Raw genomic sequence first — 23,649 nt, 5'->3', positions numbered from 1 at the left:
GGCGCGGGCCGCGTGGGCGGGGGCGGCCGGGGCCGCCGGGGCGGCGGAACCCCAGGCGGCCCAGCCGTTGCCGGCGTGGGCGCCGTCGCCGTCGCCGCCGGCCGGGACGGTCTCGCCCTGGATCACGGGGGGCTGGTGCGCCTCGTGCCGGCCGGGCGCCGGCGCCGGCGCGGCCGGCGGGTACGCGGGCGGCGGCGGGTACGCCCCGGCCGTGGTGTCCTGTGCCAACCGGTCGCGGCCGCGCTGCCAGTGCTCGCCGAAGGGCGGGTTCTGGGCCGGCCGGTTCTCCTGCGGGTACTCGCCTTCGCGGCGGAAGCTCTCGGTCATGTCTCCGACTGTCCCGCCGGATCATGAGAGCTTCCTGAGTCCCGGCTGAGAAGCCCGACAGAACCGTGTATGCCCGATATAAGGAGGTGCGCCGAAGCGGGGCGCGTGGTGACCCTCTTCGTGGCCCTCAGGGCCCTGGCCCGGCCCTGAGGGCCACGACCGGCCCCGATGGCCGCGGGAGGGTCAGCGGCAGCCGCAGGAGCGGCGGATGACCAGGGCCGAGGGGAACTGCTTGAGGCGCTCGCGGCGGGAGCCGGCCACGCGCAGGGCGTCGTCCAGGACGAGGTCCACCGCCGCGCGGGCCATCGCCGGGCGGTCCGAGGCGATCGTGGTCAGCGGCGGGTCCGTCAGCGCCGCCTCCTTGACGTCGTCGAAGCCGGCCACGGCCAGCTGCTCGGGGACGTCGATGCGCAGCTCGCGGGCGGCCCGGAGCACGCCGATGGCCTGGTCGTCCGTCGCGCAGAAGATCGCGGTCGGCCGGTCGGGCCGGGCCAGGACCTCCAGGGCGACCGTGTACGCGTCGTAGCGGTTGTACGGGGCCTCGATGAGCCGGCCCTCCACCGAACGGCCCGCTTCGAGCATGGCCCGTCGCCAGCCCTCGACGTGGTCGGCCACCGGGTCGCCGACGGACGGGGTGTTCTCGACCCCGCCGATGCAGGCGACGTACTCGTGCCCGTGCTCCAGCAGGTGCCGGGTGGCGAGCTGGGCCCCGCCGATGTCGTCCGTGACCACCGCGACGTCGTCGATCGCCTCGGGCCGCTCGTGCAGCAGCACGATGCGGGCGTCCCACGCCTCGATCTCCGAGGCGGCGCGCTCGCTCATGCCCTGGCTGACCAGGATCAGGCCCGACACCCGCATGCCGAGGAAGGCCCGCAGGTAGTGGACCTCGCGTTCGTCGCGGTAGTCGGAGTTCCCGACCAGGACCATCTTCCCGCGCTCGGCCGCGGCCTGCTCGACCGCGTGCGCCATCTCCGCGAAGAACGGCTGGCGGGCGTCCGGGACGATCATGCCTATGAGGTCGGTACGCCGTGACGCCATCGCCTGCGCGACCCGGTCCGGGCGGTAGCCCAGCTCCTTGATCGCGGCGAGGACACGCTCGCGCGTGGCCGGGGCAACCGGCCGGGGTCCGTTGTTGATGACGTAGCTCACGACGGCGGTAGACGTACCCGCAAGTCGTGCAACGTCATCCCGCGTCACCTTGGCCACGCGCGGCAGTCTACGCGGGGTGACCTACCTCTGGGCAGGGCGTCCTGCCGAGTGGATGGTCACAGGGGGTTCCTCCGTCCGGGGGGCCGCGGCGGCCCGGTCGGCCCCCTGCGCCGGGGCCGACGCCGCCGCCTGCTTCGCCGCGGCCCGTTCCGCCGCCTCCGCCGCCGCCCGTTCCACCTTCTCCGGCGTGACGAAGCGGTAGCCGACGTTGCGGACCGTGCCGATCAGCGACTCGTGCTCGGGGCCGAGCTTCGCGCGCAGCCGCCGTACGTGCACGTCGACCGTCCGGGTCCCGCCGAAGTAGTCGTAGCCCCACACCTCCTGGAGGAGCTGGGCCCGGGTGAAGACCCGGCCCGGGTGCTGGGCGAGGTACTTCAGCAGTTCGAACTCCTTGAAGGTCAGGTCCAGGACCCGGCCCTTCAGCTTCGCGCTGTACGTCGCCTCGTCGACCGACAGGTCGCCGTTGCGGATCTCCATCGGGGAGTCGTCCGAGCCCAGCTGCTGGCGGCCGGTGGCCAGCCGCAGCCGTGCCTCGACCTCGGCCGGCCCGGCGGTGTCGAGCAGGACGTCGTCGATGCCCCAGTCGGCGGTGACGGCCGCGAGGCCGCCCTCGGTCACGACGAGGATCAGGGGGCAGCCCGGTCCGGTGGACCTCAGCAGCTGGCACAGCGACCGCACCTGCGGCAGGTCGCGGCGGCCGTCCACGAGGATCACGTCGGCGCCCGGGGTGTCCACCAGGGCCGGGCCCTCGGCCGGGGCGACCCGGACGTTGTGCAGCAGCAGGCCGAGTGCGGGCAGCACCTCGGTCGACGGCTGGAGGGCATTGGTCAGCAGCAGGAGAGAACTCATGCCCGACCACCTGCCCGCGTCGGGTGGTCGTGCACGTGCGGGTGCACGGTTCGCTGGTCCATCACGTCGGTTCCTCCTCGGTCCCGTCGAGGACGTGCGTGGTACTGCTTCGTACGACTGGCCTGGCGTCCGGTCCGGCCCCCGCGCCCTGGGGTCCGGATGGATACCACTGTTATCGGTTCGTTCAACGTGCTGAAAGCACAAAAGGACCCGGGGGCTACGTTGCCCGGATCCTCTACGCCGCCAGAATAGCCCACCCTCCCTTGCGGGGCCGAGGGCTGCCGTGCACCGCATTCTGTGGTTCCTGCCACGCCTTCCCCCTGCGTATGCCCTGGTTTCACCGGATCGGTGGACCCCCGGAGGGATCCCCGGGCGCACACGGGGCGCGCTGGCGCACGCCGGGGTGGTGACCCGGAGGGGTCATCATGGAGGCCGACGGTAGAGAGCCGACGGAGCCGACCACGAGAGGAGCTGCAGTGGCAACCGGAACCATCCGCTACTGGGCGGCGGCGAAGGCCGCAGCCAAGACGGCGGAGGAGCCGTACTCGGCGCGCACCCTGGCCGAGGCGCTCGACGCAGTGCGGGAACGCCATCCGGGGGAGCTGACCCGGGTGCTCCTGCGCTGCTCCTTCCTCGTGAACGACGAGCCGGTGGGCAAGCGCCCGCACGATGCCGTCCTGCTGACCGAGGGGGGCACCGTAGAGGTGCTCCCGCCGTTCGCGGGCGGGTGAGCGGAGACCATGAGCACTCCCGAAGAACAGCAGCGGGCCGCGCAGGAGGACCCGTACGGGACCCAGACCTGGCAGTCCGACACCTGGGACACCAGCTACCAGCCGGTGCAGCAGCCGGTGCACCCGCCGCTGGGCTCCGTGCCCGGGCAGCCGGTGGCGCCCGAGGGCTGGTTCCGCGACGAGGCCCCGGCCGCGCCGCAGGCCGCCCCCCAGGGCCCGCCCGCGCAGCAGCAGTGGGCGGCTCCGGCCGGCGCCGTAGCGTGGCCGGACGGCACGGGGGCCGGCGCGGGTGCCGGTGGCGGCGCCGCCGGGCAGACCGCCTCCTATCTGCCGCCGGTGCACCAGCCCCACCAGCCCCAGCAGCCCCCCCAGCCCCAGCCCCAGCCCCAGCCCCAGCCCCAGGTGCAGCCGCAGCCGGTGGCGCCCGAAGGCTGGTTCCGCGACGAGGCCCCGCAGGCCCAGGCCCAGGCCCAGCCCCAGGCCCAGCCCCAGGCCCACGGCCGGCACGCCGCGCCGGACCGGCAGCGGGCCGAGCCGTGGCAGCAGCACGCCCCGGCGCCCGGCGCCGCCGCGGAGACGGCGTACCTCCCGCCGGTACGGGAGCCCGCCGCCGCGCCGTGGCCGGGTGGTACGGGAGCCGACGCCGCCGCCGAGACGGCGTACCTGCCGCCCGTACGGGAGCCCGCAGCCGCGCCGCAGGCGCCGTGGCCGGGCGGTCCGGGGGTCGGAGCCGGCGCCGCCGCCGAGACGGCGTACCTGCCGCCGGTACGGGACACCGCCGCCGAGCAGACCGCGTACCTGCCCCCCGTCCAGGCCCAGGCCCAGGCGCCGCAGCCGCAGGCCTGGGACACCGAGCGGACGGCCTACCTGCCGCCGGTGACGGAGGCCGCAGCCGAGCAGACGGCCTACCTGCCGCCCCAGCCGCCCGCCCCCGACGCGGCGGCCGAGCGGACGGCCTACCTGCCGCCCGTGCCGTCCGCCGCCGCGGCCCCGCAGGCTGCCGCTCCCGCGTCCGGGCCCGGCGGCCCCGACGCCGGGTACTCCCCGCCCACCCTGGGCGGGAACACCCTGCGCGCCGTCGACCCGGCCCAGGCCCGCGCCGAGGGCCGGTCGCCGATCATCGACCCCGGTCCGCAGTCGGCCGTGCTGACCGCCGCCCTCGGGCTGCTGCTGGCCGGGACCGCCGCGCTGGGCCCGTACGCCCTGCTCCTGCCGCTGATCGCCCTCCAGGCGCTCACCGCGGCCGGCTGGTTCCGCCTCAACGGCATGTGGCCGGCCCGCCAGGGCATCGCCCTCGCCTTCGCCGGGGCCGTGGTCGCGGACGGCGCGGTGCTCGCGGTGGACCGGCCGTACGGCCCCGGCGCCATCATCGGCACCATCGGGGCCTGGGTGCTGCTCACGCTGGTGCTCCAGCTGCGCAGCCACGCGGACCCCGACGAGCGGATGTACGGGCTGATGGCCTCGGTGGCCTCCGCCGCCCTGGCCATCGTGTGCGCGGGCTTCCTCGCGGCCGACCGGGAGGCGGTGAGCGTCGGTGCCGCCGCCGTCGCCGTCGCCGTGTTCGCGCGGGCCCTGCCGCTGCCGACCGCGCCCTCCGTCGGCGTCTCGCTGGCCGCCGCGGCCGGCGCGGGCATCGCGGTGGGCGGACTGACCGGCATCGGGGCGGGCGGGGCGCTGCTCGGCCTGGCCGCCGGGGTCTGCGCGCTGGTGGGTCTGCGCGTGGCCGCGTACGACTACCCGTCGAAGTTCGTCCACATGACGGCCGGTATCGCGCTGCCGCTGGCGGCCGCCGCGCCCGCCGTCTACCTGCTGGGCCGGGTGGTGGGCTGACGGGGTCCCGACGGTGGACCATGGTCCACTAGAACGCACGTACCGATAAGTAGGGGGAGGGTCCGTTGCGTTTCCTGCGCTTCGTACTGATCGTCGGAGTGGTTCTGGGGGCCCTGTTCGTGGGCGCGGACCGCTGGGCGGTCGGCTATGCCGAGAACCGGCTCGCCGACCGCCTCCAGGCCCGTCAGGGGCTCGCGGGGAGCGTGGAGGTGAACATCCACGGCTTCCCGTTCCTGACCCAGGCGCTCAGCCACGACCTGGAGCGGGTGGACCTGAAGCTGAAGGGCGTCGACGCCGCCGCCGACGGCCGCAAGACGCGTCTGACGGAGCTCGACGCCAGCTTCCGCGAGGTGAAGCTGAACGGCAGCTACAGCGGCGGCACCGCCAAGCGGGCGGAGGGCACCGCGCTGATCTCCTACGCGGACCTCACCGAGGCCTCCCAGAGCGGGGTGAACCTCACCTACGGCGGCGCGCCGGGCAAGGTGAAGGTGACCGCGACGGTGGAGGTCCTCGGCAAGCGCCTGACCCGTGACGTGGTGTCGACCGTCACCCTGGTGGACGCGAACGACGGGAAGAACGGGAAGGTCGTCAGGGTCCGCGCGGAGTCCGTGCCGGGCGAGGGGATACCCGGCATCGAGAGCCTGGTCCGCAAGCGGACCGACTTCGACCGCCGCATCGACGGGGGCCTGCCGTCCGGGCTCGGGCTCACCGGGCTGACCTCGGACGCGGAGGGCGTACACGTCACGCTGAGCGGCACGGACGTGGTACTGGCCGGATAGTGAGACGAAGCGGTCCGACCTGCAGAAGGACGGCCGCGCGAACAGCCCCGGGGGGCCGCGAGGCGGCCGTCCGGGGCTTTCTCATCCCGCCATGCGGACGATCCTGTCTCGGAATATGACACGCCGGTGACAGGGCGGCTGATTCGTCCCTACGATCCATGGCTATGAAGCATCAGCAGGCGGACCTCACGAAGCGGCGGGCAGTAGACCTGTGTCGCGTCGCCGCCATGCTCTGTCGCTCCATTTGAGCGGTGTGAGCCTTCCGCTCCACCGGCCGGACGACGGCCCTTCATCCGCGGCGTGACCGCCCCCGCTTCCCGCCTCCCGCCCCCTGTCGCCTCCCCGCGCAGGTCCCGAGCGCGCCACCCGGAACGGCACGTACGCACCAGCACCGCCCCGCAGCTGCACTGCACCAGCACCGCCCCGCCGCACACTGCCCCGGAGGAGAACACCATGAGCCGCAGCGACGTCCTCGTCGATGCCGACTGGGTCGAGGCCCACCTGAACGACGCCAACGTCGTCATCGTCGAGGTGGACGAGGACACGTCCGCGTACGACAAGAACCACATCACCAACGCCGTCCGGATCGACTGGAAGAGCGACCTCCAGGACCCGGTCCGCCGCGACTTCGTGGACCAGGAGGGCTTCGAGAAGCTCCTCTCCGCCAAGGGCATCTCCAACGACGACACGGTCGTCCTCTACGGCGGCAACAACAACTGGTTCGCGTCCTACGCCTACTGGTACTTCAAGCTCTACGGCCACCAGGACGTGAAGCTCCTCGACGGCGGCCGCAAGAAGTGGGAGCTCGACTCCCGCGACCTGGTCGACGGCAAGGACGTCCCGAACCGCCCGGCCACCCAGTACAAGGCCAAGGCCCAGGACACCTCCATCCGCGCCTTCCGCGACGACGTCCTGGCCGCGATCAACGTCCAGAACCTGGTCGACGTCCGCTCGCCCGACGAGTTCTCCGGCAAGCTGCTCGCCCCGGCGCACCTTCCCCAGGAGCAGTCGCAGCGCCCCGGCCACGTGCCGAGCGCCCGCAACATCCCGTGGTCGAAGAACGCCAACGACGACGGCACCTTCAAGTCCGACGACGAGCTGACCGCCCTGTACCAGGCGGAGGGCGTCGACCTCGACACGAAGGACACCATCGCCTACTGCCGCATCGGTGAGCGCTCCGCGCTCACGTGGTTCGTGCTGCACGAGCTCCTGGGCCAGGAGAACGTCAAGAACTACGACGGCTCCTGGACCGAGTACGGCTCGCTCGTCGGCGTGCCGATCGAGCTCGGCCCCAACAAGTAATCCCGCCGCAGGCCCGGGCACGCGACGCCCGGCGCCCCGTAGCAGCAGAACCTCTCTAGGACAGGACAGAGACATGTGTGGAGCACAGATCGGCGGGCCCGACCTCGCGACGCTGAAGCCCGGTGAGACCGCGATCCAGGGCCAGGTGACCAAGGACGGCGAGCCCGTCAGCGGATACGTCCGCCTGCTGGACTCGACCGGTGAGTTCACCGCCGAGGTCCCGACCTCCGCCACCGGCCAGTTCCGCTTCTATGCGGCGACCGGCTCCTGGACGCTGCGCGCGCTCGTCCCGGGTGCCCAGGCCGACCGCGCCGTCGTGGTCGCCGAGGCCGGCGGCGTGACGGACGTCGCGATCGCGGTCTGAACGACCGACAGCTGAACCGGCCGAAGGGCCGCACCCCCGGGGGTTGGACGCCACTGGACCGGGGTGCGGCCCTTCGTGCCGTCCGGACCCTTGCACCGGCGGGGGACGGCCCTACGCTGGAGGTATGTACGCCCGGCGCCGACGCGCCTACTTCCTGCTGATGGGCGGATGCCTGTTCCTCTTCGTCTCCGCCTGGTCCTTCGTGCGCCTGTTCTCCGTGGAGGCGGCGGTGGCCCTGTGCGTGGTCGCCATGGTCATCCCGCCGATCGCCGCGATGGTCGCGAACCGCCGGGGCCCCGACGACCGCTGGTGGGACGACCCGTCCGGCGATCCGAAATCGGACGAGTGGTGGGACGAGCTGGACGGAAAACGGCGCCGCGAGGACTGAATCCGGGCGGATATAAGACCGTAATAAAGATGCGTACAACTCCCTCCCGACCGAAGGTGTCTTCGGTGTGCCCGGGTAAATGAACCCGGCGCCTTCAGTCCTGTGGGGGACCTCTTTTGGAACACGAACAGACCGTTCCCGAGCCGCGGAAAGCGGCGGAGAACGGCCCGGAATCGGACACTCCCGAATTTCCGCCCGGACAGCCGGGAACTCCGGACGCCGCACCCGCGCCGAAACCGCGCCGCCGGGGCCGTACGGCCTTCCTGATCGCGGCCGCCCTCGTCCTCGGAGCCGTCGCCGGCACCGCCACGGGCTACGCGATCCAGTACCACCGCGCCCCCACCCCGCTGCCGCCGCTGGCCCAGCAGGCACTGCCGGCCCCCAAGGCGCTCGCCCCGGACGACGGCACGACCCACAAGTCCGTCAACGCGAACCGCTGGCACGTGACCGACGGCGACCTCACCGAACTGCTCGTCGAGCCGCCCGCGGGAGCGAAGGTCCTCGACGCCGGCTACGAGAGCCTCGACTCCTTCGCCTCCGCCTTCGAGAAGCCGGAGTCGATGTTCGGCAGCCTGGAGGGGGAGTATCTGCGCCGCGCGGCGTCGAAGCGCTGGGAGCAGGGCGACATCGAGGTGCAAGTCGAGCTGGTGCAGTTCAGGGACTTCTTCGGCGCCGACAAGTTCCAGCGGGAGCAGGCGGGCTACATGCCCGAGGCGAAGTTCGCGGGCAACGACGGCGTGCCCGTCCCCGGTGTGTCCGCGGACGCCGGGCGCGTGTGGGTGTACTCGAAGAGCAGCCAGGAGCCGGGGTACATGCCGATCCGCGAGGCGCGGGCGGTCGTCCGCCGGGGTGACACCGTCGTGGCGGTCTTCTACGTGGACAAGCGCGCCCGCGACATCGCCGAGGGCGACGTCATCGACCTGGTCAAGCGACAGCTGGAGCGACTGTGACCGACGCGACCAAGGCGACTGATGTGACCGCCGAAACGACGCCCGAAACGACGCCCGAAGCGACCGCCGATGTGACGGCCGAAGCGACCGGGGCGCCCGACGCGCCCGTGTCCGCCCGCGCGCGACGGCGCGGCAGGGCCCTCGTCCTCACCGCCGCGGTGGCGGCCGTCGCTCTGCTCGCCGGTGGCGGCGTCTGGGCCCGCTCGGCGATCGAAGGCGCCGACCGCACCGCGCCCACCGCCTACTGGGCACCCGCCGGGCAGTCCGCCCCGGACTCCGGCGAGCCGGCGAACGTGCCCGTCAACAACCTCTCCGGCAGGCTCCTCCAGCGCCCCGCCCCCGGCTTCCAGGCCGGTCCCGATCTGGACGACAACGGCAACGACTTCTACGTCAGCGGCGCACAGGCCGTCGAGGAGTTCAAGCAGGCCCGCGAGGGCCTGTCCACCTCGGAGCGCAAGAAGCGCGACGACGTGCTGGCCGACCTCAAGCTCAAGGGCCTGGCCGGACGCACCTGGCAGCGGCGCCAAGAGCGCCCGCTGGTCCTGGAGATCCGGCTCATGCAGGCCGACCCGCAGGCCGTGCAGGGCTTCTCCGACGTGTCCAAGAAGTTGATGGAAGCGCTCGGGGACGACCGTGACGCGCCCAAGGTGGAGGGGTTCCCCGACGCCAAGTGCGCGCTGATCGCGGTGGGCGAGCAGAAGGACCCGACCCTCGACTCCCTCACCTGCGTGGGCGTCCAGGGCGACGTCATGGTCAGTTTCCGGGCCTCCGGGCCGAAAAAGAATTTTCCGACATCCGAAGCCGCCGGGTACTTCAAGGACCAGCTGACCCGCGTGAAGTCCCCCGGGGAGTCCGTGTGACCGAGCAGACCACCACCACGGCCGCCACCGGGGGCACCTCCGGAGCCGCCGGGGCCACCCCGGAGACCGCCCCCGGGACCGCCCCGGACGGCATCCCGGAAGCCGTCGCCGCACCCGCGCCGCGCCGCGCACTGCGTGCCGTCCTGCGCTGGACGGCAGCCGTCCTCGCCTTCGCCGCCGCCGGCACGGGTGCCGCGTACGGGCTGCTCCAGCCCGAGCGCACCGACATCCCCGGCCTGGCGACCCGCACCGACGGCCGCTGGACCTATCCGGCCCTGGCCAAGCCCACCCTGCCGCCCGGTGCCGCCCTTCCCTTCGCCGAGGACAACGCGGACGGCATCCACTACGCCGGCCTGACCCAGCTGCTCCTCCCGGCCCCGCTGGGCTCCTCCCCGGACCCCGCGCTGAAGGTGGAGAAGGACTCGGTCGTGGCCGTGGACACCTTCCTGGAGGAGTACGAGGGCACCGCGCGCCAGAAGATGAAGCAGGGGTTCACCGACAACGGCCTGCGCGGGATCGTGGGCCGCGGCTGGACCACCCCGGACGGGGTACGGACCCGGGTCTACCTGCTGCGCTTCCACGCGTCCGGTCTCGCCGACACCTTCAAGGGCTGCGGCGCCGAGATGAACCTGATCGGCGTCAACCGGATGGAGACGGACGGGCTGTGGCGCAAGGCCCGCCTCTCCCAGGACGTCCCGGTCGCCGAAGAGGCGAAGGTCCTGGAGGAGTCCGTGCCCTTCGGCGACGAGCAGATTCGGGCCGGCTGCATCGGGGCGGGTGACATCCAGGCGGTGATCCTCCAGAGCCGCAGGGGCGCGACCCCCGCGATCCCCCTGCACCAGGCGGTGGTCCTCCAGGGCCAGCTCCTCCACTGAGCGGAACGGCCTACCTCACTCCGTGCGCCGGTCCCCGGGCCAGTAGGCTTGGGGACCGGCCCGTACACCGCACCGAATCCTCCGAGGAGCACACCGTGCTTGAGGCAGTCTTCACCTCCCTGCTGGTCCTGGTCTGCGTCGGCGTCATGGCCTTCACCGGCCTGGCCGTCAAGAAGCTGTACCAGGGTCAGCGCTGAGCAGCAGCCGACCGGCCGACCGCCCCGGAACCCCTCCCACAGATCGCCTGAGCAGCCAACCATGATCCAGATCCCGTCCGACCTGAACCCGGGCCTCGTCCCCCTCGCCTTCCTCCTCGGCAACTGGGAAGGCGCCGGCGTCTTCGACTTCCCCGGTGAAGAGAAGTGCAACTTCGGCCAGGAAGTCGTCTTCAGCCACGACGGCCGGGACTTCCTGGAGTACACCTCCCACACCTGGGTCCTCGACGCCGAGGGCAACAAGGTGCGCCCGCTGGAGTCCGAGTCGGGCTACTGGCGCATCGACGCCGACCGCAAGGTCGAGATCGTCATGGTCCGCGACCAGGGCGTCGTCGAGGTCTGGTACGGCGAGCTCGCCGACCAGAAGCCCCAGATCGACGTGGTCACCGACGCGGTGGCCCGTACGGCCGCCTCCGGCCCGTACAGCGGCGGAAAGCGCCTCTACGGGTACGTGAAGAGCGACCTGATGTGGGTCGGGGAGAAGGCCACCCCCGAGGTCGAGCTGCGCCCCTACATGTCGGCCCAGCTCAAGAAGGTCGTCACCCCGGAGGAGATCGCCGACATGGCGCGCAACCTCCCGGAGCTCCCCGAGGACGGCATCGCCTTCTTCCGCTGAGCCCGCTGCGCACGATGACGAAGGAAGGGGACCGCGGCCTGGCCCGCGGTCCCCTTCCCGCGCTTACACTGGCCGGGTGGCGACCACCGACTGGAAGACCGACCTGCGGCAGCGCGGCTACCGGCTGACACCGCAGCGCCAGCTCGTGCTCGAAGCCGTCGACGCCCTCGAACACGCCACCCCGGACGAGATCCTCGTCGAGGTGCGCAAGACCGCCTCCGGGGTCAACATCTCCACCGTCTACCGGACCCTGGAGCTGCTCGAAGAGCTGAAACTGGTCTCGCACGCCCACCTCGGGCACGGTGCCCCCACCTACCACCTCGCCGACCGGCACCACCACATCCACCTGGTCTGCCGCGACTGCACCGAGGTGATCGAGGCCGACCTCGACGTCGCCGCCGAGTTCACCGCGAAGCTGCGCACCACCTTCGGTTTCGAGACCGACATGAAGCACTTCGCGATCTTCGGCCGGTGCGCGAAGTGCGCCGCCGAGCGCCCGCAGTGAGGACACCGGCGCCGTCGTAGGCTGGGTGTCATGACCAGCAGCCCCTTGCTCCACCTCAGCGGCGCCGTACCGGCCGAAGGCCGTGACGAGGGCGTCGCCGCCCACTACGGAGAGCTCTACGGCGAACAGCGCGCCCTCGCCGACGGCCGCGGCTTCGTCGACCTCTCCCACCGCGGGGTCGTCACCGTCACCGGACCGGACCGCCTCGCCTGGCTGCACCTGCTGCTCACCCAGCACGTCAGCGACCTCCCGGCCGGCCAGGCCACCGAGGCGCTGATCCTCTCCGCCAACGGGCACATCGAGCACGCCCTCTACCTCGTCGACGACGGCGAGACCGTGTGGGCCCACGTCGAGCCCGGCACCCAGGAGGCGCTGATCGCCTACCTGGAGGCGATGAAGTTCTTCTACCGCGTCGAGGTCGCCGACCGCACCGACGCCTTCGCCGTCGTCCACCTCCCGGCCGGCTCCATCGCCGAGGTCGCCGGGGAACACCTCGTGCGCGAGACCGCCCACGGCCGCGACGTGTTCCTCCCGCGCGCCGAGCTGGAAGCCTTCGCCGCCGCGCACGGCCCCGCCGCCGGACTCCTCGCCTACGAGGCCCTGCGCGTCGAGGCCCACCGGCCCCGGCTCGGCCTGGAGACCGACCACCGCACCATCCCGCACGAGCTGGGCTGGCTCGGCACCGCCGTCCACCTCCAGAAGGGCTGCTACCGCGGCCAGGAGACGGTGGCCCGCGTCCACAACCTGGGGAAGCCCCCGCGCCGCCTGGTCTTCCTGCACCTGGACGGCTCCGAGGTGCTGCTCCCGCCGCACGGCGCGCCCGTACGGCTCGCCGCCGACGGCGAGGAGGGCCGTCAGCTCGGCTTCGTCACCACCGCCGTGCGCCACCACGAGCTCGGGCCCATCGCCCTCGCGCTGGTCAAGCGGAACGTTCCGGTCGACGCCCCGCTGCTGGCCGGGAACACGGCCGCCGCGCAGGAGGTCGTCGTAGCCCCGTAGCGGCGTGGGGTGGCGCGCGCCGGACCGGGCGGCGGGACGCGTCCTAGATGTCGATGACGATGGTGAACGGGCCGTGGTTGGTCAGCGAGACCCGCATGTCCGCGCCGAACCGGCCCGTCTCCACCGTCGCGCCCAGCGCCCGCAGCTGCGCCACCACCTCGTCCACCAGCGGCTCCGCCACCGGGCGGCCCGCAGCCGCGTTCCAGGTGGGGCGGCGGCCCTTGCGGGCGTCCCCGTAGAGCGTGAACTGGGAGATCACCAGCAGCGGCGCGCCGACGTCGCTGCAGGACTTCTCCGCCTCCAGGATCCGCACCGACCAGAGCTTGCGCGCCAGCAGCGCCGCCTTCTCCGGAGTGTCGTCGTGGGTCACCCCCACCAGCACGCACAAGCCCTCGCCGACGATCTYGCCGACCGTCTCGCCCGCCACGACGACGCTCGCGCCGTCCACCCTCTGCACCACTGCTCGCATACCACCTGTGTACCAGGCGTGCACCCGTCCGGGGCCGATCGGGTGCACTGGGACTGCGTCCACACCACACGGAGTGGCACCATGCACGCAGGCGGTGCCCCCAGCACCGGTCGAGGGGAACGGACACGTTCACATGAATATTTCTGGTACCTCCGTACCTGCACCCACAGCACCCGCAGTACCCGTGCCACAGGCCGCCGCACCGGCGGCCCGGCCACCCGCGCAGCGGACCGGCGACCCGGGGCTGACCACCCCCGCCACCGCGCTCGGCCTGCCCGAACTGCGCGCGCTGCGCCGCGACGCCCAGCGCGACGAGGCGGACCTGAGCTACGTGCGCAGACTCCTGCAAGGCCGCATCGACATCCTGCGCGCCGAGCTCGCCCGCCGTACGGACCCCGAGGCGCCGGTGGTGGACCGGCTGTCGGAGATCCTGGCCGACGCCCCCTCCAGCCGCAGCGCCTCCGCCCGGCACGTCACGCTCGGCACCCCGCACAACGAGGAGTTCCGGCTGCTGGCGGCGGAGATGCTGTCCGAGGTCGAGCTGTCGGACCTGGCCGCGCGCACGGACGCCGAACTGCACGACGCGATGGGCCGGCTGGTCGGGTACGAACAGCAGGTCTCGCGGCGCCGGCAGCAGCTCCAGCGCACGGCGGACGACTCCAGCGCGGAGATCACCCGCCGCTACCGGGAGGGCGAGGCACAGGTGGACGACCTGCTGGCGTAGCGGGCGGGACCCGCCGCCCGCAGGCCCCCGGGCACCCCGTCGGCACCCTCCGCCCGACCAGCGGAAATTCGGGCGACCCGGCGCGGTGCGGCCGTTAGCGTGGCCGGTTATGAGTGCTGACGTCCGGCCGATCGCCGCATCCGAACTTCCCGACTGGCTGACCACCCTCAACACCGGATTCCTCTCCCCGGCCACCCCGACGGAATCCGACGTGGCGCAGCGCGCCGCCCACGGTGACCTCGCCCGTCTGCAGGGCGGATTCGACCCCGTCACCGGCCGCTGCGTGGCGACCTTCCGCTCCTTCACCCAGGAGCTGACCGTGCCCGGCGGGGCCACCGTCCCGTGCAGCGCGGTCTCCAACGTCACCGTGCTGGCCACCCACCGCCGCCAGGGCGTGCTGACCCGCATGATGGCCGCCGAACTCGCCGCCGCCCACGCCCGCGGCGACGTCCTGGCCACCCTGATCGCCGCCGAGTACCCGATCTACGGGCGCTACGGCTTCGGGCCCGCCACCTCCCTCGCCGAGTGGGAGATCGACGTCGCGCGCACCGGACTGGACCGGCACCGGCCGCTCCCCGCCGACGGGAGCCGGATCGACCTCGTCGACGCCGCGGAGGCGCGCCGGGTGGGGCCCGCCCTGCACGAGCGGCTGCGCGCGACCGCGCACGGCACGATCGGGCGGGACGACCGCTGGTGGGACCTGACGACCGGGCTGGCCCAGATGTCCTACCGCCCCTACAAGCAGAAGATGTTCGCGGTGTACCGGACGCCGGACGGCGAGGTGGCCGGGCTGGCCGCCTACCGGGCCGACGACCACTGGACCGACGCGAAGGTCCCGCAGCAGACCCTGCACGTCACGGACCTGATCGCCGCGACCCCGCGGGCGGAGCGGGCCCTGTGGCACTTCCTGTGCTCCATCGACTGGGTGCTCAAGGTCCGCACCGGCTACCGCGCCCCCGACAGCCTCGTGCCGGACCTGCTGCCCGACCCGCGCGCGGCCCGGCTGGTGACCGCGGCCGACTTCCTGTGGGTGCGCGTGCTGGACGTCGTACGGGCCCTGTCCGCGCGCACGTACGCCGTGCCCGGGGTGCTCGTCCTGGAGGTCGCGGACCCGGACGGCCCGGCGGGCGGGCGCTACCGGCTCGACGCGGGCGCCGGTACCTGCGTCCGTACGCAGGAGCCCGCGGACCTGCGGCTCGACGTGTCGGCGCTGGGCGCCCTGTACCTCGGCGACACCTCGGCGGTCCGGCTGGCCGAGCTGGGCCGGGTGGCCGGTGAGCGGCCGGGCGCCGTGGAGCTCGCGGACGCCGTCTTCCGCACGGCGCGCAGGCCGTGGTGCCCGGACATCTTCTGATCCTCCGCTCTGACACCATCATGAGAAACCAGGAGAAGAGTGACGTGTTGACGATCGTGGAACGGCTGCGCGCGGCGGGCTGCGTCTTCGCCGAGGAGGAAGCGGACCTGTTGGTCGCGGCCGCCACCGACGACGGCCACCTGGCGGACCTGGTGGCCCGCAGGGCGGCCGGCGAACCGCTGGAGCACGTCGTGGGCTGGGCGGAGTTCTGCGGGCTGCGCGTGGAGGTGGGCGCGGGGGCCTTCGTACCGCGCCGGCGCAGCGAGTTCCTGGCCGAGGAGGCGGTGGCGCTGGCCCGGCCCGGCGCGGTCGTGCTGGACCTGTGCTGCGGGGTCGGCGCCCTCGGGGCGGCGGTGGCCTCGCAGGTGCCGGGCGGGGTCGAGCTGCACGCGGCCGACATCGACCCGGCCGCGCTGGCGTTCGCCCGGCGCAACGTGGCCCCGTACGGCGGCGCGGTCTGGGAGGGCGACCTGTACGGGGCGCTCCCGGCGGAGCTGCGGGGGCGGGTGGACGTCCTCGTGGTCAACGCCCCGTACGTGCCGACGGAGGAGATCGGGCTGATGCCGTCCGAGGCCCGCGACCACGAGCCGCTGGTCTCCCTCGACGGGGGCGCGGACGGGCTCGACGTGCACCGGCGGGTGGCCGCGGACGCCGTGCGGTGGCTGGCCCCGGGCGGCCGGCTGCTGATCGAGACCAGCGCCCGGCAGGCGCCGCTGACGGCGTCCGCCCTGACGTCGGGCGGGCTCGCGGTGCGGGCGGTCGCCTCGGAGGAGCGGTACGCGACCGTGGTCATCGGGACGGCCCCGGCCGCCGGTTAGCCGAGGCCGGCCGACGGCCGGTGTCCCGGTTCCGGGTCATGGGTCCGGTCCGGGGTTCCGGGTCTCAGCGCATGCGTTCGGCGAGGAAGGCCTCCCAGGTCCGTTCCGCCACGACGGCGCCGTCGAGGGAGAGGTTGGCACCGGCGCGGTAGGCGCGGCCGACCTTGCCGGGCATCCGCACCGGCAGCATCGGGCGGCTCCGGCCGTGGGCCCGCAGGTAATCGCGGGTGAGGTCGCCGAGGCCCAGGACGGCGGGCCCGGTCAGGTCGGGGACGAGCCCGGCGGGCTTGCCGAGGGCCAGCTCGACGAGCCGCTCCGCGACGTCGCGGGAGTCGACGGGCTGCCAGCGCAGGCCGCCCGGCACCGGGACCACGGGCAGTCTGGCCAGCTTCCCGGCCACGGTGAAGGCCAGCTCGTGGAACTGGGCGGCGCGCAGGGTCGTCCAGGGCAACCCGGATCCGGAGACGGCCCGTTCGGCCTCCAGCTTGGCCCGGAACCAGCCCAGGGGGACGGTGTCCGCGCCGATCACCGAGATCAGGACGAGGTGGCGCACGCGGGCCGCCTTCGCGGCGCGCACCAGGTGGCGGGCGGCGACGTCGTCGCCCTTGGCCCCGCCCGCGAGGTGCAGGACGGTCTCCACGCCCTCCACGGCGGCGTCGACGCCCCGGTCCGCGACCAGGTTCCCGGTCGTGTACGCGACCCCGTCCGCGGCCTCGCGGGCGGTACGGGTCAGCACGCGCACGGGGTGTCCGGCCGCGCGCAGCAGCGGGACGACGAGGCTGCCGAGGGTGCCGGTGCCGCCGGTGACCAGCAGCGGAGCGTGGGGTGCGTTCGTTTCCGTCATCCGGTTCATCTCCGATCGGTGGACCGGGAGTTGGCCTCCCGGCTGCGACCCCGTCCGGGTGAGTGGGGTCTACTGCACTGACCCGCAGTGAGGAAGGAATGTGACACGTGGACGGAAGTTCTTCGCCGACGCCCCCGCAGGCCCCGGTGACACCCCCGGCGACGGCCCCGGTGACGCCCCCGGTGACGGCCTCCTTGGCCGAGCGGTTCGAGGAGCACCGCAGTCGTCTGAGAGCGGTGTCCTACCGGATGCTCGGCTCGCTGAGCGAGGCCGACGACGCGGTCCAGGAGGCGTGGCTGCGGCTGGACCGTACCGACGCGACCGGGATCGAGAACCTCGGCGGGTGGCTGACGACGGTGGTGTCGCGGGTGTGCCTGAACCTGCTGCGTTCGCGCGAGCAGCGTCGTGAGGACCCGATGGAGCGGGCGGAGACCCGGATCCCGGACCCGCTGATCGGTTCCGAGCGGCGGATCGACCCGGAGCAGGAGGTGCTGCTGGCCGACTCGGTCGGGCTGGCGCTGATGGTGGTGATGGAGTCGCTGTCGCCCGCGGAGCGGCTGGCGTTCGTCCTGCACGACATGTTCGCGGTGCCGTTCGACGAGATCGCCCCGCTGATCGAGAAGACCTCCGCGGCGACCCGGCAGCTGGCCACCCGCGCCCGGCGCAAGGTGCAGGGGCAGGCCCCGGCTCCCGATCCGGACCTCGCGCGCCAGCGGGAGGCGGTGGACGCGTTCTTCGCCGCCGCGCGGGACGGGCGGTTCGAGGCGCTGGTGTCCGTACTCGACCCGGACGTGGTGCTGCGTTCCGACGGTGGTGTGGGCGGGGCCCTCACCGTCGTGCTCACGGGTGCGCGGACGGTGGCGGGCCAGGCGGTCACGTACGGCTCGCTCATCCCGTTCGTCCGCCCGGCGCTGATCAACGGCGCCGCGGGTGTCGTGGTGGTGCGCAAGGACCGGGCCGTGTCGGTGATGGCCTTCACCGTCGTCGGCGGGAAGATCGTCGCGATCGACGTGCTGTCCGACCCGGAGCGGCTGGACCTGCTGGACCTGACGGCCCTGGACCCGCAGGGCTGAGGACGGCCCGCCCGCCGTCCCCGCCCGGGTCTCAGGCGACCAGGGCGAGGACGGCGACGGCGGGGGCCGCGTAGATCATCGGGAAGACGGCGTGGGCGTAGGCGCGGGCCCGCAGGACGGTGATGACGGCGCCGGTGAAGTAGAGGACCAGGCCGATGGCGGCGGCGATCCCGATGGCCGGGACGGCGAAGCCGACGAGGAGGCCGACGGCCCCGGCGGCCTTGGCGGCGCCCAGCAGGTTCCAGATGCCGCGCGGGACGCCGTACTGGGCGAGGGGCTCGACCACGAACTTGGCGCGGAAGAAGACCGAGGCCCCGGAGAATCCGGCCATGAAGGCGGCGATCAGGGTGACGACGGTGGCGGTGGTGGACATCGGGGGCTCCTTCGGGGCGGTGTCTCGTTCGTTCGACATCCCTTTGACCCGCGCCGCCTTACGGATGTGACAGCTTCCCGGAGGGAATTTCCGGCGGGCGCCCCGGAGGGTCTTCCGGGGCTCCCGCCGGCCCGGTCAGCGGTGGCGGCCGAGGACCTCGGCGACCCGGATGAACCCGTCCGCCCCGTGGCCCAGCCCGATGGCCCGCCGGGCCATTCCCTCGGCGGCGCGCATCACGCCCGCGTCGATGCCGTGCGCCTCCGAGGCGTGGACGATGTGGGCCATGCTCGACGCCCCCGAGGTGAGCGGGTTGCCGTTCCCGGAGAAGCCGGCGTCGTCGAAGTCCGCGGCGGTCTCCGCGAACAGCGGCGGCAGGATCGCGCCGATGCCCTGGGCGAAGGGGGCGAGTTCCCGCGCGGTGATGCCCTCGGCCCGCGCGAGCGCCACGGCGTGCGCGTAGCCCGCCATAGCCGTCCAGAAGACGTCGAGCAGGGCGATGTCGTAGGCGGCGGCCCGGCCGATGTCCTCGCCGAGGTGGGTGTGGGTGCCGCCCAGCGCCTCCAGCAGGGGGCGGTGTTCCCGGTAGAGGTACTGCGGGCCGCTGTGGAGGTACACCGAGGCGGCGGTGCCGATGGTGGTGGTCGGCGTCATGATCGCGCCGTCCAGGTAGCGGATGCCGTGGCGGTCCGCCCAGGCGCCCGTCTCCCGGGCCCGGTCGGGGGTGTCGGCGCAGAGGTTCACGAGGGTGCGCCCCTTGAGGGCGCGGGTGACCGGTTCGGCCCGCAGGACGGCGTCGGCCGCGTCGTAGTTCACCACGCAGATGACGCTCAGCGCGCCGGCGGCGACGGCCTCCTCGGCCGAGGAGGCGCCCACGGCCCCGCGTTCGACCAGCTCGTGGTCGCGGCCCGGGGTCCGGTTCCAGACGGTGACGGACAGGCCGGCGTCCAGGAAGGCGCGGGCCAGCGACCGGCCCATCGGGCCCAGGCCGAGGACGGTGACGGCAGACTGCATGGTGGAACTCCCTCTGGAGCAACGGGAACTGACAGGAAAAGGGGCGAAGATGACGCGCAGCCGGGCCTTGGACCCGAACGTCTGCGGGGTGACGGCGGCGATCGCCGTGATCGACGGCAAGTGGAAGACCGCGCTGCTGTGGCTGCTGGAATCCGGCCCGCGGCGGCCCGGCGAGCTGCGCCGGCTGCTGCCGGGGCTGACCGAGAAGGTGCTGACCCAGGCGCTGCGCGAGATGGAGACGGACGGCCTGGTGCACCGGGAGGTGCACGACGTGCTGCCGCTGAAGACCGAGTACTCCCTGACCGGGTTCGGCCGCGAACTCTCCGAGGCGCTGGGCCCGGTCTCCGACTGGGGCCACCGCCGCCTGGAGCGGCTCACCGAGGCGCCCGAGGACCGCTCGGCCTCCTAGGTCCGGCTGGGCCCCGGCCGGGCTGGGCCCCGGCCCGGCTTCGGGTCCGGCTTCGGCTTCGGCTCCGTCTCCTTTCCGCTTCCGGGCCGGCCGCTCGTGACAAGCCTCGCCCGGACGGCGGGCGCGGCCAAGTACCCACAAAAAAGTGGGTGCCGGGGACACTGGGAGCTATTGCAAGCATCCGCTTGCAATAGTTAGCGGGGTGCGGCAGGATCGGGGCATGGCATCGCTCAACGTCGGAAACCTCGGCGAATACCTCCGCGAGCAGCGGCGGCAGGCCCAGCTCTCGCTGCGGCAGCTCGCCGACGCCGCCGGGGTGTCGAATCCGTACCTGAGCCAGATCGAGCGCGGGCTGCGCAAGCCGAGCGCGGACATCCTCCAGCAGCTGGCCAAGGCGCTGAGGATCTCCGCGGAGACGCTGTACGTGCAGGCCGGGATCCTCGACGAGCGGGACCGGGACGAGGTGGAGACGCGCGCCGTCATCCTCTCCGACCCGTCGATCAACGAGCGGCAGAAGCAGGTGCTGCTCCAGATCTACGACGCGTTCCGCAGGGAGAACGCCCTGGAGGAGGACGGGACCGGGACGGACGGCTCCGCCGCCGCCGCGGGTTCCGCTCCGGCTTCCGCTCCCGCTCCGGGCACGGAATCCGGACCCGGCGCCGACTCCGACACCACCGCGGTGCCCCCTACGAACTGACTGTGATCCGGGAGGACCAGCACATGGCCATCGCCGATGACCTGAAGAAGACCCTCACCGACCCCACCCCCCTCTACTTCGCCGCCGGTACCGCCGATCTCGCCGTCCAGCAGGCGAAGAAGGTGCCCGGCCTCATCGAGCAGCTGCGCGCCGAGGCCCCCGCGCGCATCGAGGCCGTGAAGAACGCGGACACCAAGGCCGTACAGGAGAAGGCCAAGGTCGCCCAGGAGGCGGTCACCGCGAAGTTCACCGAGGTCCTCGGCGCGATCGACCCGAAGAAGCTGGGCGAGACCGCCCAGGACCTGGCGCTGCGCGGCGTCGGCGTGGCCGCCGAGTACGCGGTACGGGCCAAGGAGACCTACGACAAGGTCGCCGAGCACGGCGAGCAGGCCGTGCGGTCCTGGCGCGGCGAGGTCGCCGAGGAGATCGTGGACATCGCCGCGGCAGTGGAGCCCGAGGCGTCCGAGCCGCAGGCCGCGACGGAGGGCGAGCCGGCCGCGGAGCCGGCCGCCGAGGCGTCCACCGGAGCCGAGGAGAAGCCCGCCGCGAGGAAGACCACCGCGCGCCGCGGCACGTCCGGCACGGCCAAGAAGGCCGCCGCCACGTCCGGCGACGAGAGCTGATCGACGCACCGCGGACCGGGCACCCGAGCGGTGCCCGGTTCGTTGTCGTTTGGGAAAGGGACTCCGGCGGTAGCGTGGAGTCAGGTGTGCCCGAGGTGAGAAGGCGGTCCGGACGATGCTGATGCAGGGGTTCAACAACGGGGTGCTGCCGTTGCTCGGCTACGCCATGCTGGCGCTCGCCTTGGTGGCCTTCGTCTTCGCGGCGATGGCGCGCGAGGACGCCTACCGGGCCGCCGAGAAGCAGACCAAGACGTTCTGGTGCGTCATCCTGGGCGTCACGCTCCTGGTGGACTTCTTCCTCGGGATGCTGTTCCTGCAGATCGCGGGCCTGGTGGCGAGCATCGTGTTCATGGTCGACGTGCGCCCCGCCCTCAAGCAGGTGTCCGGTGGCGGCCGTCGCCGGGGTGGCAGCAGCAGCGACGGACCGTACGGCCCGTACAACGGCGGCCGCTGAACCGTCCGCTCCTTGACGACCGGGCGGATCAGCCCGCCGCGCGGGAGAGCAGGACCACCGCCACGTCGTCGGTGAGCTCCCCGCCGTTGAGGCGGCGGGCCTCGGTGACGGAGGCCTCCAGGAGGCCCTCGCCGCTCAGGCCGCGCTCCAGGTGGCGGTTGATCATCTCGACCATTCCGTCCTGGCCCAGCCGTTCGCGGCCCTCCCCGATACGGCCCTCGATGAGGCCGTCGGTGTAGAGCATCAGGCTCCAGGTGCCGCCAAGGTCGACCTGGCGGCGGGGCCAGCGGGCCCGGGGCAGCAGTCCCAGCGCCGGGCCGCTGTTCTCGTAGGGGAGGAGCTCCGCGCGGCGGCCCGGCCTCGATATGAGCGGGGCCGGATGGCCGGCCAGGCACAGGCCCGCGCGGCGGCCGTCGGGGGAGATGTCCACGGTGCACAGCGTCGCGAAGATCTCCTCGCAGGGCCGCTCCACCTCCAGGACCTCCTGGAGGGTGGCCAGCAGGTCGTCGCCGCACAGCCCGGCCAGGGTCAGCGCGCGCCAGGCGATGCGCAGCTCGACGCCGAGGGCGGCCTCGTCGGGGCCGTGGCCGCAGACGTCGCCGATCATCGCGTGGACGGTGCCGTCGGGGGTGCGGACGGCGTCGTAGAAGTCCCCGCCCAGCAGGGCCCGGCTGCGGCCGGGCCGGTAGCGGGCGGCGAAGCGGAGGTCGGAGCCCTCCAGCAGGGGAGTGGGGAGCAGGCCGCGTTCGAGGCGGGCGTTCTCCTGGGCGCGCAGTTTCGATTCTGCGAGCTTGTACTGGGCGATGTCCGCCCGCTTTCTCTCCACGGCGTAGCGGATGGCCCGGCTCAGGAGCCGGCCGTCGAGCTCGTCGCGGAAGAGGAAGTCCTGGGCCCCGACACGGACCGCCTCGGCGGCGCGGTCGGCGTCCGCCTCGGCCGTCAGGACGAGGACCGCGTGCCGCGGGGCGAGGCGCAGGACCTGGCGCAGGACGGTGAGGCCGTCGTCTTCGGCGTCGGCGGCGGAACCGGGGCCGGAACCGGCGGTGGAACCAGTGCCGGAACCCGTGCCGGAACCCATGCCGGAACCCGTGCCGGACGGGGCGAGGCCCAGGTTCAGCAGGACGCAGTGCACGTCGGGCGTCAGCAGCCGCGCGGCCTCCGTGAGGTTGCGCGCGCTGCGCAGCCGGATGCGGTGGCCGTCGGCGTCGAGGATCTCGGGGACGGTGAGTCCGCCCGCCGGGTCGTCCTCTATCACCAGCAGGGTGAGTGACGCCGGGGGTGCGGTGGCGGTGACCGGCGGCGCGGCCGCCGCACCGCTCTCCGCGACCGGGATCTCCCTTTGCCGCGGTACGGGTACGGCCATCGTTTCCGGTTCCTTCCCTCCCCCCGAGGGTGCGCTCATGCGCAGACCCTAGCGGTCGGGTGGCGGCGAGCGGAATGGCGATCGGGGCGGGGGCGGGGGCGGGCCTCCGTCATATGCCCTTATCGCGGGGGATGAGCGGTTCCCGGGATGACCAACGTCACCACCCTCCGTCCGCCCACCGAGACCCCCCACCGATCCGGGAACCGGCCCCTACGTCCGCCGGCGCCCCGCCGGGCTCCGGCAGCGCCTGCCCCCTGGGACGGGGCCCGTCCGGGGCCAGACCACACCGCAGGCGTGCCGGAGCACCCCGGCGGCCCCGCCCCTGCGGGGCCAGGGCCGTGGGGCGGAGTCGGCTCCCGCCGCGCGGCGGGGCCGTGGGGCCCACCCGGGCCCCCACCCTGCGGGCCCCCACCCTGCGGGCCCCCACCCGGCGGGCCCCCACCCGGCGGGCCCTCACCCCGCAGGGTCGGGGCCCGGCGCGCGAGGTCCGGCCGCACTGGACGTGGGTCCGGGCGGGCTGGAGGGTGCCGGCGGGCACGCGGCGGCCGGGCGGCACTGACCACCTCGGGGTCGGGGCCGCTGGCCTCGGCCGGGGTTGCGGGCGGGCGTGGTGGCTGCGGTCCGGGTGCTGTGGTGGT

28 protein-coding genes and 1 pseudogene are annotated in these 23,649 nt (G+C 73.4%); 21 read left to right on the top strand and 8 right to left on the bottom strand.

The genetic code is table 11. The annotated features are described in order from the left end of the window. From AB4039_RS26605 to AB4039_RS26595, 3 genes and pseudogenes are all read right to left on the bottom strand, one after another. A pseudogene (locus AB4039_RS26605) lies at positions 1 to 327 on the bottom strand (serine protease); the annotation flags it as partial. Positions 328 to 510: 183 nt separating this feature from the next. Further along, the gene (locus tag AB4039_RS26600) at positions 511 to 1,533 is read right to left on the bottom strand and encodes a LacI family DNA-binding transcriptional regulator (RefSeq protein ID WP_030232265.1); all 1,023 of its coding nucleotides are present in this window, start codon (positions 1,531 to 1,533) and stop codon (positions 511 to 513) included. Positions 1,534 to 1,557: 24 nt separating this feature from the next. Continuing rightward, positions 1,558 to 2,385, bottom strand: coding sequence for a response regulator transcription factor (locus AB4039_RS26595; RefSeq protein WP_266840630.1), 828 nt, complete (start codon positions 2,383 to 2,385; stop codon positions 1,558 to 1,560). 476 nt (positions 2,386 to 2,861) lie between these two features. Between AB4039_RS26595 and AB4039_RS26590 the strand changes: the two genes are divergently transcribed. The 13 genes from AB4039_RS26590 to ygfZ all read left to right on the top strand — a co-directional run bounded on the left by AB4039_RS26590 (position 2,862) and on the right by ygfZ (position 12,799). Continuing rightward, complete coding sequence (locus AB4039_RS26590) at positions 2,862 to 3,116, top strand: MoaD/ThiS family protein (RefSeq protein WP_030718384.1); 255 nt, start codon at positions 2,862 to 2,864, stop codon at positions 3,114 to 3,116. Between the two features lie 9 nt (positions 3,117 to 3,125). Then, positions 3,126 to 4,946, top strand: a complete 1,821-nt coding sequence (locus AB4039_RS26585) for a hypothetical protein (RefSeq protein ID WP_442271985.1) — start codon at positions 3,126 to 3,128, stop codon at positions 4,944 to 4,946. Positions 4,947 to 5,011: 65 nt separating this feature from the next. Next, entirely contained in the window at positions 5,012 to 5,725 is a 714-nt protein-coding gene (locus AB4039_RS26580) for an LmeA family phospholipid-binding protein (protein ID WP_266840631.1), read from the top strand. Between the two features lie 158 nt (positions 5,726 to 5,883). Continuing rightward, on the top strand, positions 5,884 to 5,973 hold the full coding sequence (locus tag AB4039_RS26575) for an Ms5788A family Cys-rich leader peptide (RefSeq protein WP_351033174.1): 90 nt from the start codon (positions 5,884 to 5,886) through the stop codon (positions 5,971 to 5,973). 205 nt (positions 5,974 to 6,178) lie between these two features. Continuing rightward, the gene (locus tag AB4039_RS26570; RefSeq protein ID WP_266840632.1) at positions 6,179 to 7,027 is read left to right on the top strand and encodes a sulfurtransferase; all 849 of its coding nucleotides are present in this window, start codon (positions 6,179 to 6,181) and stop codon (positions 7,025 to 7,027) included. A gap of 73 nt (positions 7,028 to 7,100) precedes the next feature. Then, positions 7,101 to 7,391: a DUF1416 domain-containing protein gene (locus AB4039_RS26565; protein ID WP_030030422.1), complete on the top strand. Its 291-nt coding sequence runs from the start codon at positions 7,101 to 7,103 to the stop codon at positions 7,389 to 7,391. 124 nt (positions 7,392 to 7,515) lie between these two features. Further along, positions 7,516 to 7,779: a DUF3099 domain-containing protein gene (locus AB4039_RS26560; RefSeq protein ID WP_266840633.1), complete on the top strand. Its 264-nt coding sequence runs from the start codon at positions 7,516 to 7,518 to the stop codon at positions 7,777 to 7,779. Positions 7,780 to 7,895: 116 nt separating this feature from the next. Next, positions 7,896 to 8,729: a hypothetical protein gene (locus tag AB4039_RS26555; protein WP_442271984.1), complete on the top strand. Its 834-nt coding sequence runs from the start codon at positions 7,896 to 7,898 to the stop codon at positions 8,727 to 8,729. Then, the gene (locus tag AB4039_RS26550; RefSeq protein WP_442271983.1) at positions 8,726 to 9,589 is read left to right on the top strand and encodes a hypothetical protein; all 864 of its coding nucleotides are present in this window, start codon (positions 8,726 to 8,728) and stop codon (positions 9,587 to 9,589) included. The genes AB4039_RS26555 and AB4039_RS26550 overlap by 4 nt, the downstream gene beginning before the upstream one ends. Beyond that, positions 9,586 to 10,464, top strand: coding sequence for a hypothetical protein (locus AB4039_RS26545; protein ID WP_266840636.1), 879 nt, complete (start codon positions 9,586 to 9,588; stop codon positions 10,462 to 10,464). Before AB4039_RS26550 ends, AB4039_RS26545 begins: the two co-directional genes overlap by 4 nt. A 258-nt stretch (positions 10,465 to 10,722) precedes the next feature. Beyond that, entirely contained in the window at positions 10,723 to 11,295 is a 573-nt protein-coding gene (locus AB4039_RS26540; protein ID WP_030232302.1) for an FABP family protein, read from the top strand. Positions 11,296 to 11,371: 76 nt separating this feature from the next. Next, on the top strand, positions 11,372 to 11,800 hold the full coding sequence (locus AB4039_RS26535) for a Fur family transcriptional regulator (RefSeq protein WP_266840638.1): 429 nt from the start codon (positions 11,372 to 11,374) through the stop codon (positions 11,798 to 11,800). 30 nt (positions 11,801 to 11,830) lie between these two features. Further along, complete coding sequence (ygfZ, locus tag AB4039_RS26530; protein WP_266840640.1) at positions 11,831 to 12,799, top strand: CAF17-like 4Fe-4S cluster assembly/insertion protein YgfZ; 969 nt, start codon at positions 11,831 to 11,833, stop codon at positions 12,797 to 12,799. Between the two features lie 43 nt (positions 12,800 to 12,842). Here ygfZ and dtd read toward each other — a convergent pair whose 3' ends face one another. Continuing rightward, complete coding sequence (gene dtd / locus AB4039_RS26525; RefSeq protein WP_442271982.1) at positions 12,843 to 13,268, bottom strand: D-aminoacyl-tRNA deacylase; 426 nt, start codon at positions 13,266 to 13,268, stop codon at positions 12,843 to 12,845. A gap of 133 nt (positions 13,269 to 13,401) precedes the next feature. Between dtd and AB4039_RS26520 the strand changes: the two genes are divergently transcribed. From AB4039_RS26520 to AB4039_RS26510, 3 genes are all read left to right on the top strand, one after another. Further along, positions 13,402 to 13,992 (top strand): RsiG family protein, encoded by a 591-nt coding sequence (locus tag AB4039_RS26520; RefSeq protein ID WP_266840643.1) that lies wholly within the window; start codon positions 13,402 to 13,404, stop codon positions 13,990 to 13,992. Between the two features lie 109 nt (positions 13,993 to 14,101). Next, positions 14,102 to 15,346 (top strand): GNAT family N-acetyltransferase, encoded by a 1,245-nt coding sequence (locus tag AB4039_RS26515; RefSeq protein ID WP_266840645.1) that lies wholly within the window; start codon positions 14,102 to 14,104, stop codon positions 15,344 to 15,346. A 20-nt stretch (positions 15,347 to 15,366) separates the two neighbouring features. Continuing rightward, complete coding sequence (locus AB4039_RS26510; RefSeq protein WP_442271981.1) at positions 15,367 to 16,164, top strand: putative protein N(5)-glutamine methyltransferase; 798 nt, start codon at positions 15,367 to 15,369, stop codon at positions 16,162 to 16,164. Between the two features lie 64 nt (positions 16,165 to 16,228). Here AB4039_RS26510 and AB4039_RS26505 read toward each other — a convergent pair whose 3' ends face one another. Then, on the bottom strand, positions 16,229 to 17,008 hold the full coding sequence (locus AB4039_RS26505; RefSeq protein WP_266840649.1) for an NAD(P)H-binding protein: 780 nt from the start codon (positions 17,006 to 17,008) through the stop codon (positions 16,229 to 16,231). A gap of 182 nt (positions 17,009 to 17,190) precedes the next feature. Here AB4039_RS26505 and AB4039_RS26500 point away from each other — a divergent pair, with 182 nt between their 5' ends. Beyond that, positions 17,191 to 18,081, top strand: a complete 891-nt coding sequence (locus AB4039_RS26500) for a sigma-70 family RNA polymerase sigma factor (protein WP_266841780.1) — start codon at positions 17,191 to 17,193, stop codon at positions 18,079 to 18,081. 31 nt (positions 18,082 to 18,112) lie between these two features. Here AB4039_RS26500 and AB4039_RS26495 read toward each other — a convergent pair whose 3' ends face one another. Continuing rightward, positions 18,113 to 18,454, bottom strand: a complete 342-nt coding sequence (locus tag AB4039_RS26495; protein ID WP_266840650.1) for a DoxX family protein — start codon at positions 18,452 to 18,454, stop codon at positions 18,113 to 18,115. A 135-nt stretch (positions 18,455 to 18,589) separates the two neighbouring features. Then, positions 18,590 to 19,465: an NAD(P)-dependent oxidoreductase gene (locus tag AB4039_RS26490; protein WP_442271980.1), complete on the bottom strand. Its 876-nt coding sequence runs from the start codon at positions 19,463 to 19,465 to the stop codon at positions 18,590 to 18,592. 49 nt (positions 19,466 to 19,514) lie between these two features. On the opposite strand from AB4039_RS26490, the gene AB4039_RS26485 reads away from it, so the two are divergent. The 4 genes from AB4039_RS26485 to AB4039_RS26470 all read left to right on the top strand — a co-directional run bounded on the left by AB4039_RS26485 (position 19,515) and on the right by AB4039_RS26470 (position 21,648). Then, positions 19,515 to 19,874: a winged helix-turn-helix transcriptional regulator gene (locus tag AB4039_RS26485; RefSeq protein WP_266840654.1), complete on the top strand. Its 360-nt coding sequence runs from the start codon at positions 19,515 to 19,517 to the stop codon at positions 19,872 to 19,874. Between the two features lie 220 nt (positions 19,875 to 20,094). After that, complete coding sequence (locus AB4039_RS26480; RefSeq protein WP_371677429.1) at positions 20,095 to 20,571, top strand: helix-turn-helix domain-containing protein; 477 nt, start codon at positions 20,095 to 20,097, stop codon at positions 20,569 to 20,571. 23 nt (positions 20,572 to 20,594) lie between these two features. Continuing rightward, on the top strand, positions 20,595 to 21,194 hold the full coding sequence (locus AB4039_RS26475; protein WP_266840658.1) for a hypothetical protein: 600 nt from the start codon (positions 20,595 to 20,597) through the stop codon (positions 21,192 to 21,194). 115 nt (positions 21,195 to 21,309) lie between these two features. After that, on the top strand, positions 21,310 to 21,648 hold the full coding sequence (locus tag AB4039_RS26470) for a DUF2516 family protein (RefSeq protein ID WP_266840659.1): 339 nt from the start codon (positions 21,310 to 21,312) through the stop codon (positions 21,646 to 21,648). A 28-nt stretch (positions 21,649 to 21,676) separates the two neighbouring features. On the opposite strand, the gene AB4039_RS26465 is transcribed toward AB4039_RS26470, so the two are convergent. Beyond that, positions 21,677 to 23,011 carry a SpoIIE family protein phosphatase gene (locus AB4039_RS26465; RefSeq protein WP_266840661.1) on the bottom strand — a complete coding sequence of 445 codons (1,335 nt, stop codon included), beginning with the start codon at positions 23,009 to 23,011 and terminating at the stop codon, positions 21,677 to 21,679. Between the last annotated feature and the right edge of the window lie 638 nt (positions 23,012 to 23,649).

Source organism: Streptomyces sp. M-16 (assembly GCF_052114405.1).
In the GTDB taxonomy this organism is placed as follows: domain Bacteria; phylum Actinomycetota; class Actinomycetes; order Streptomycetales; family Streptomycetaceae; genus Streptomyces.
This window is presented reverse-complemented; position numbering and strand designations above follow the sequence as displayed.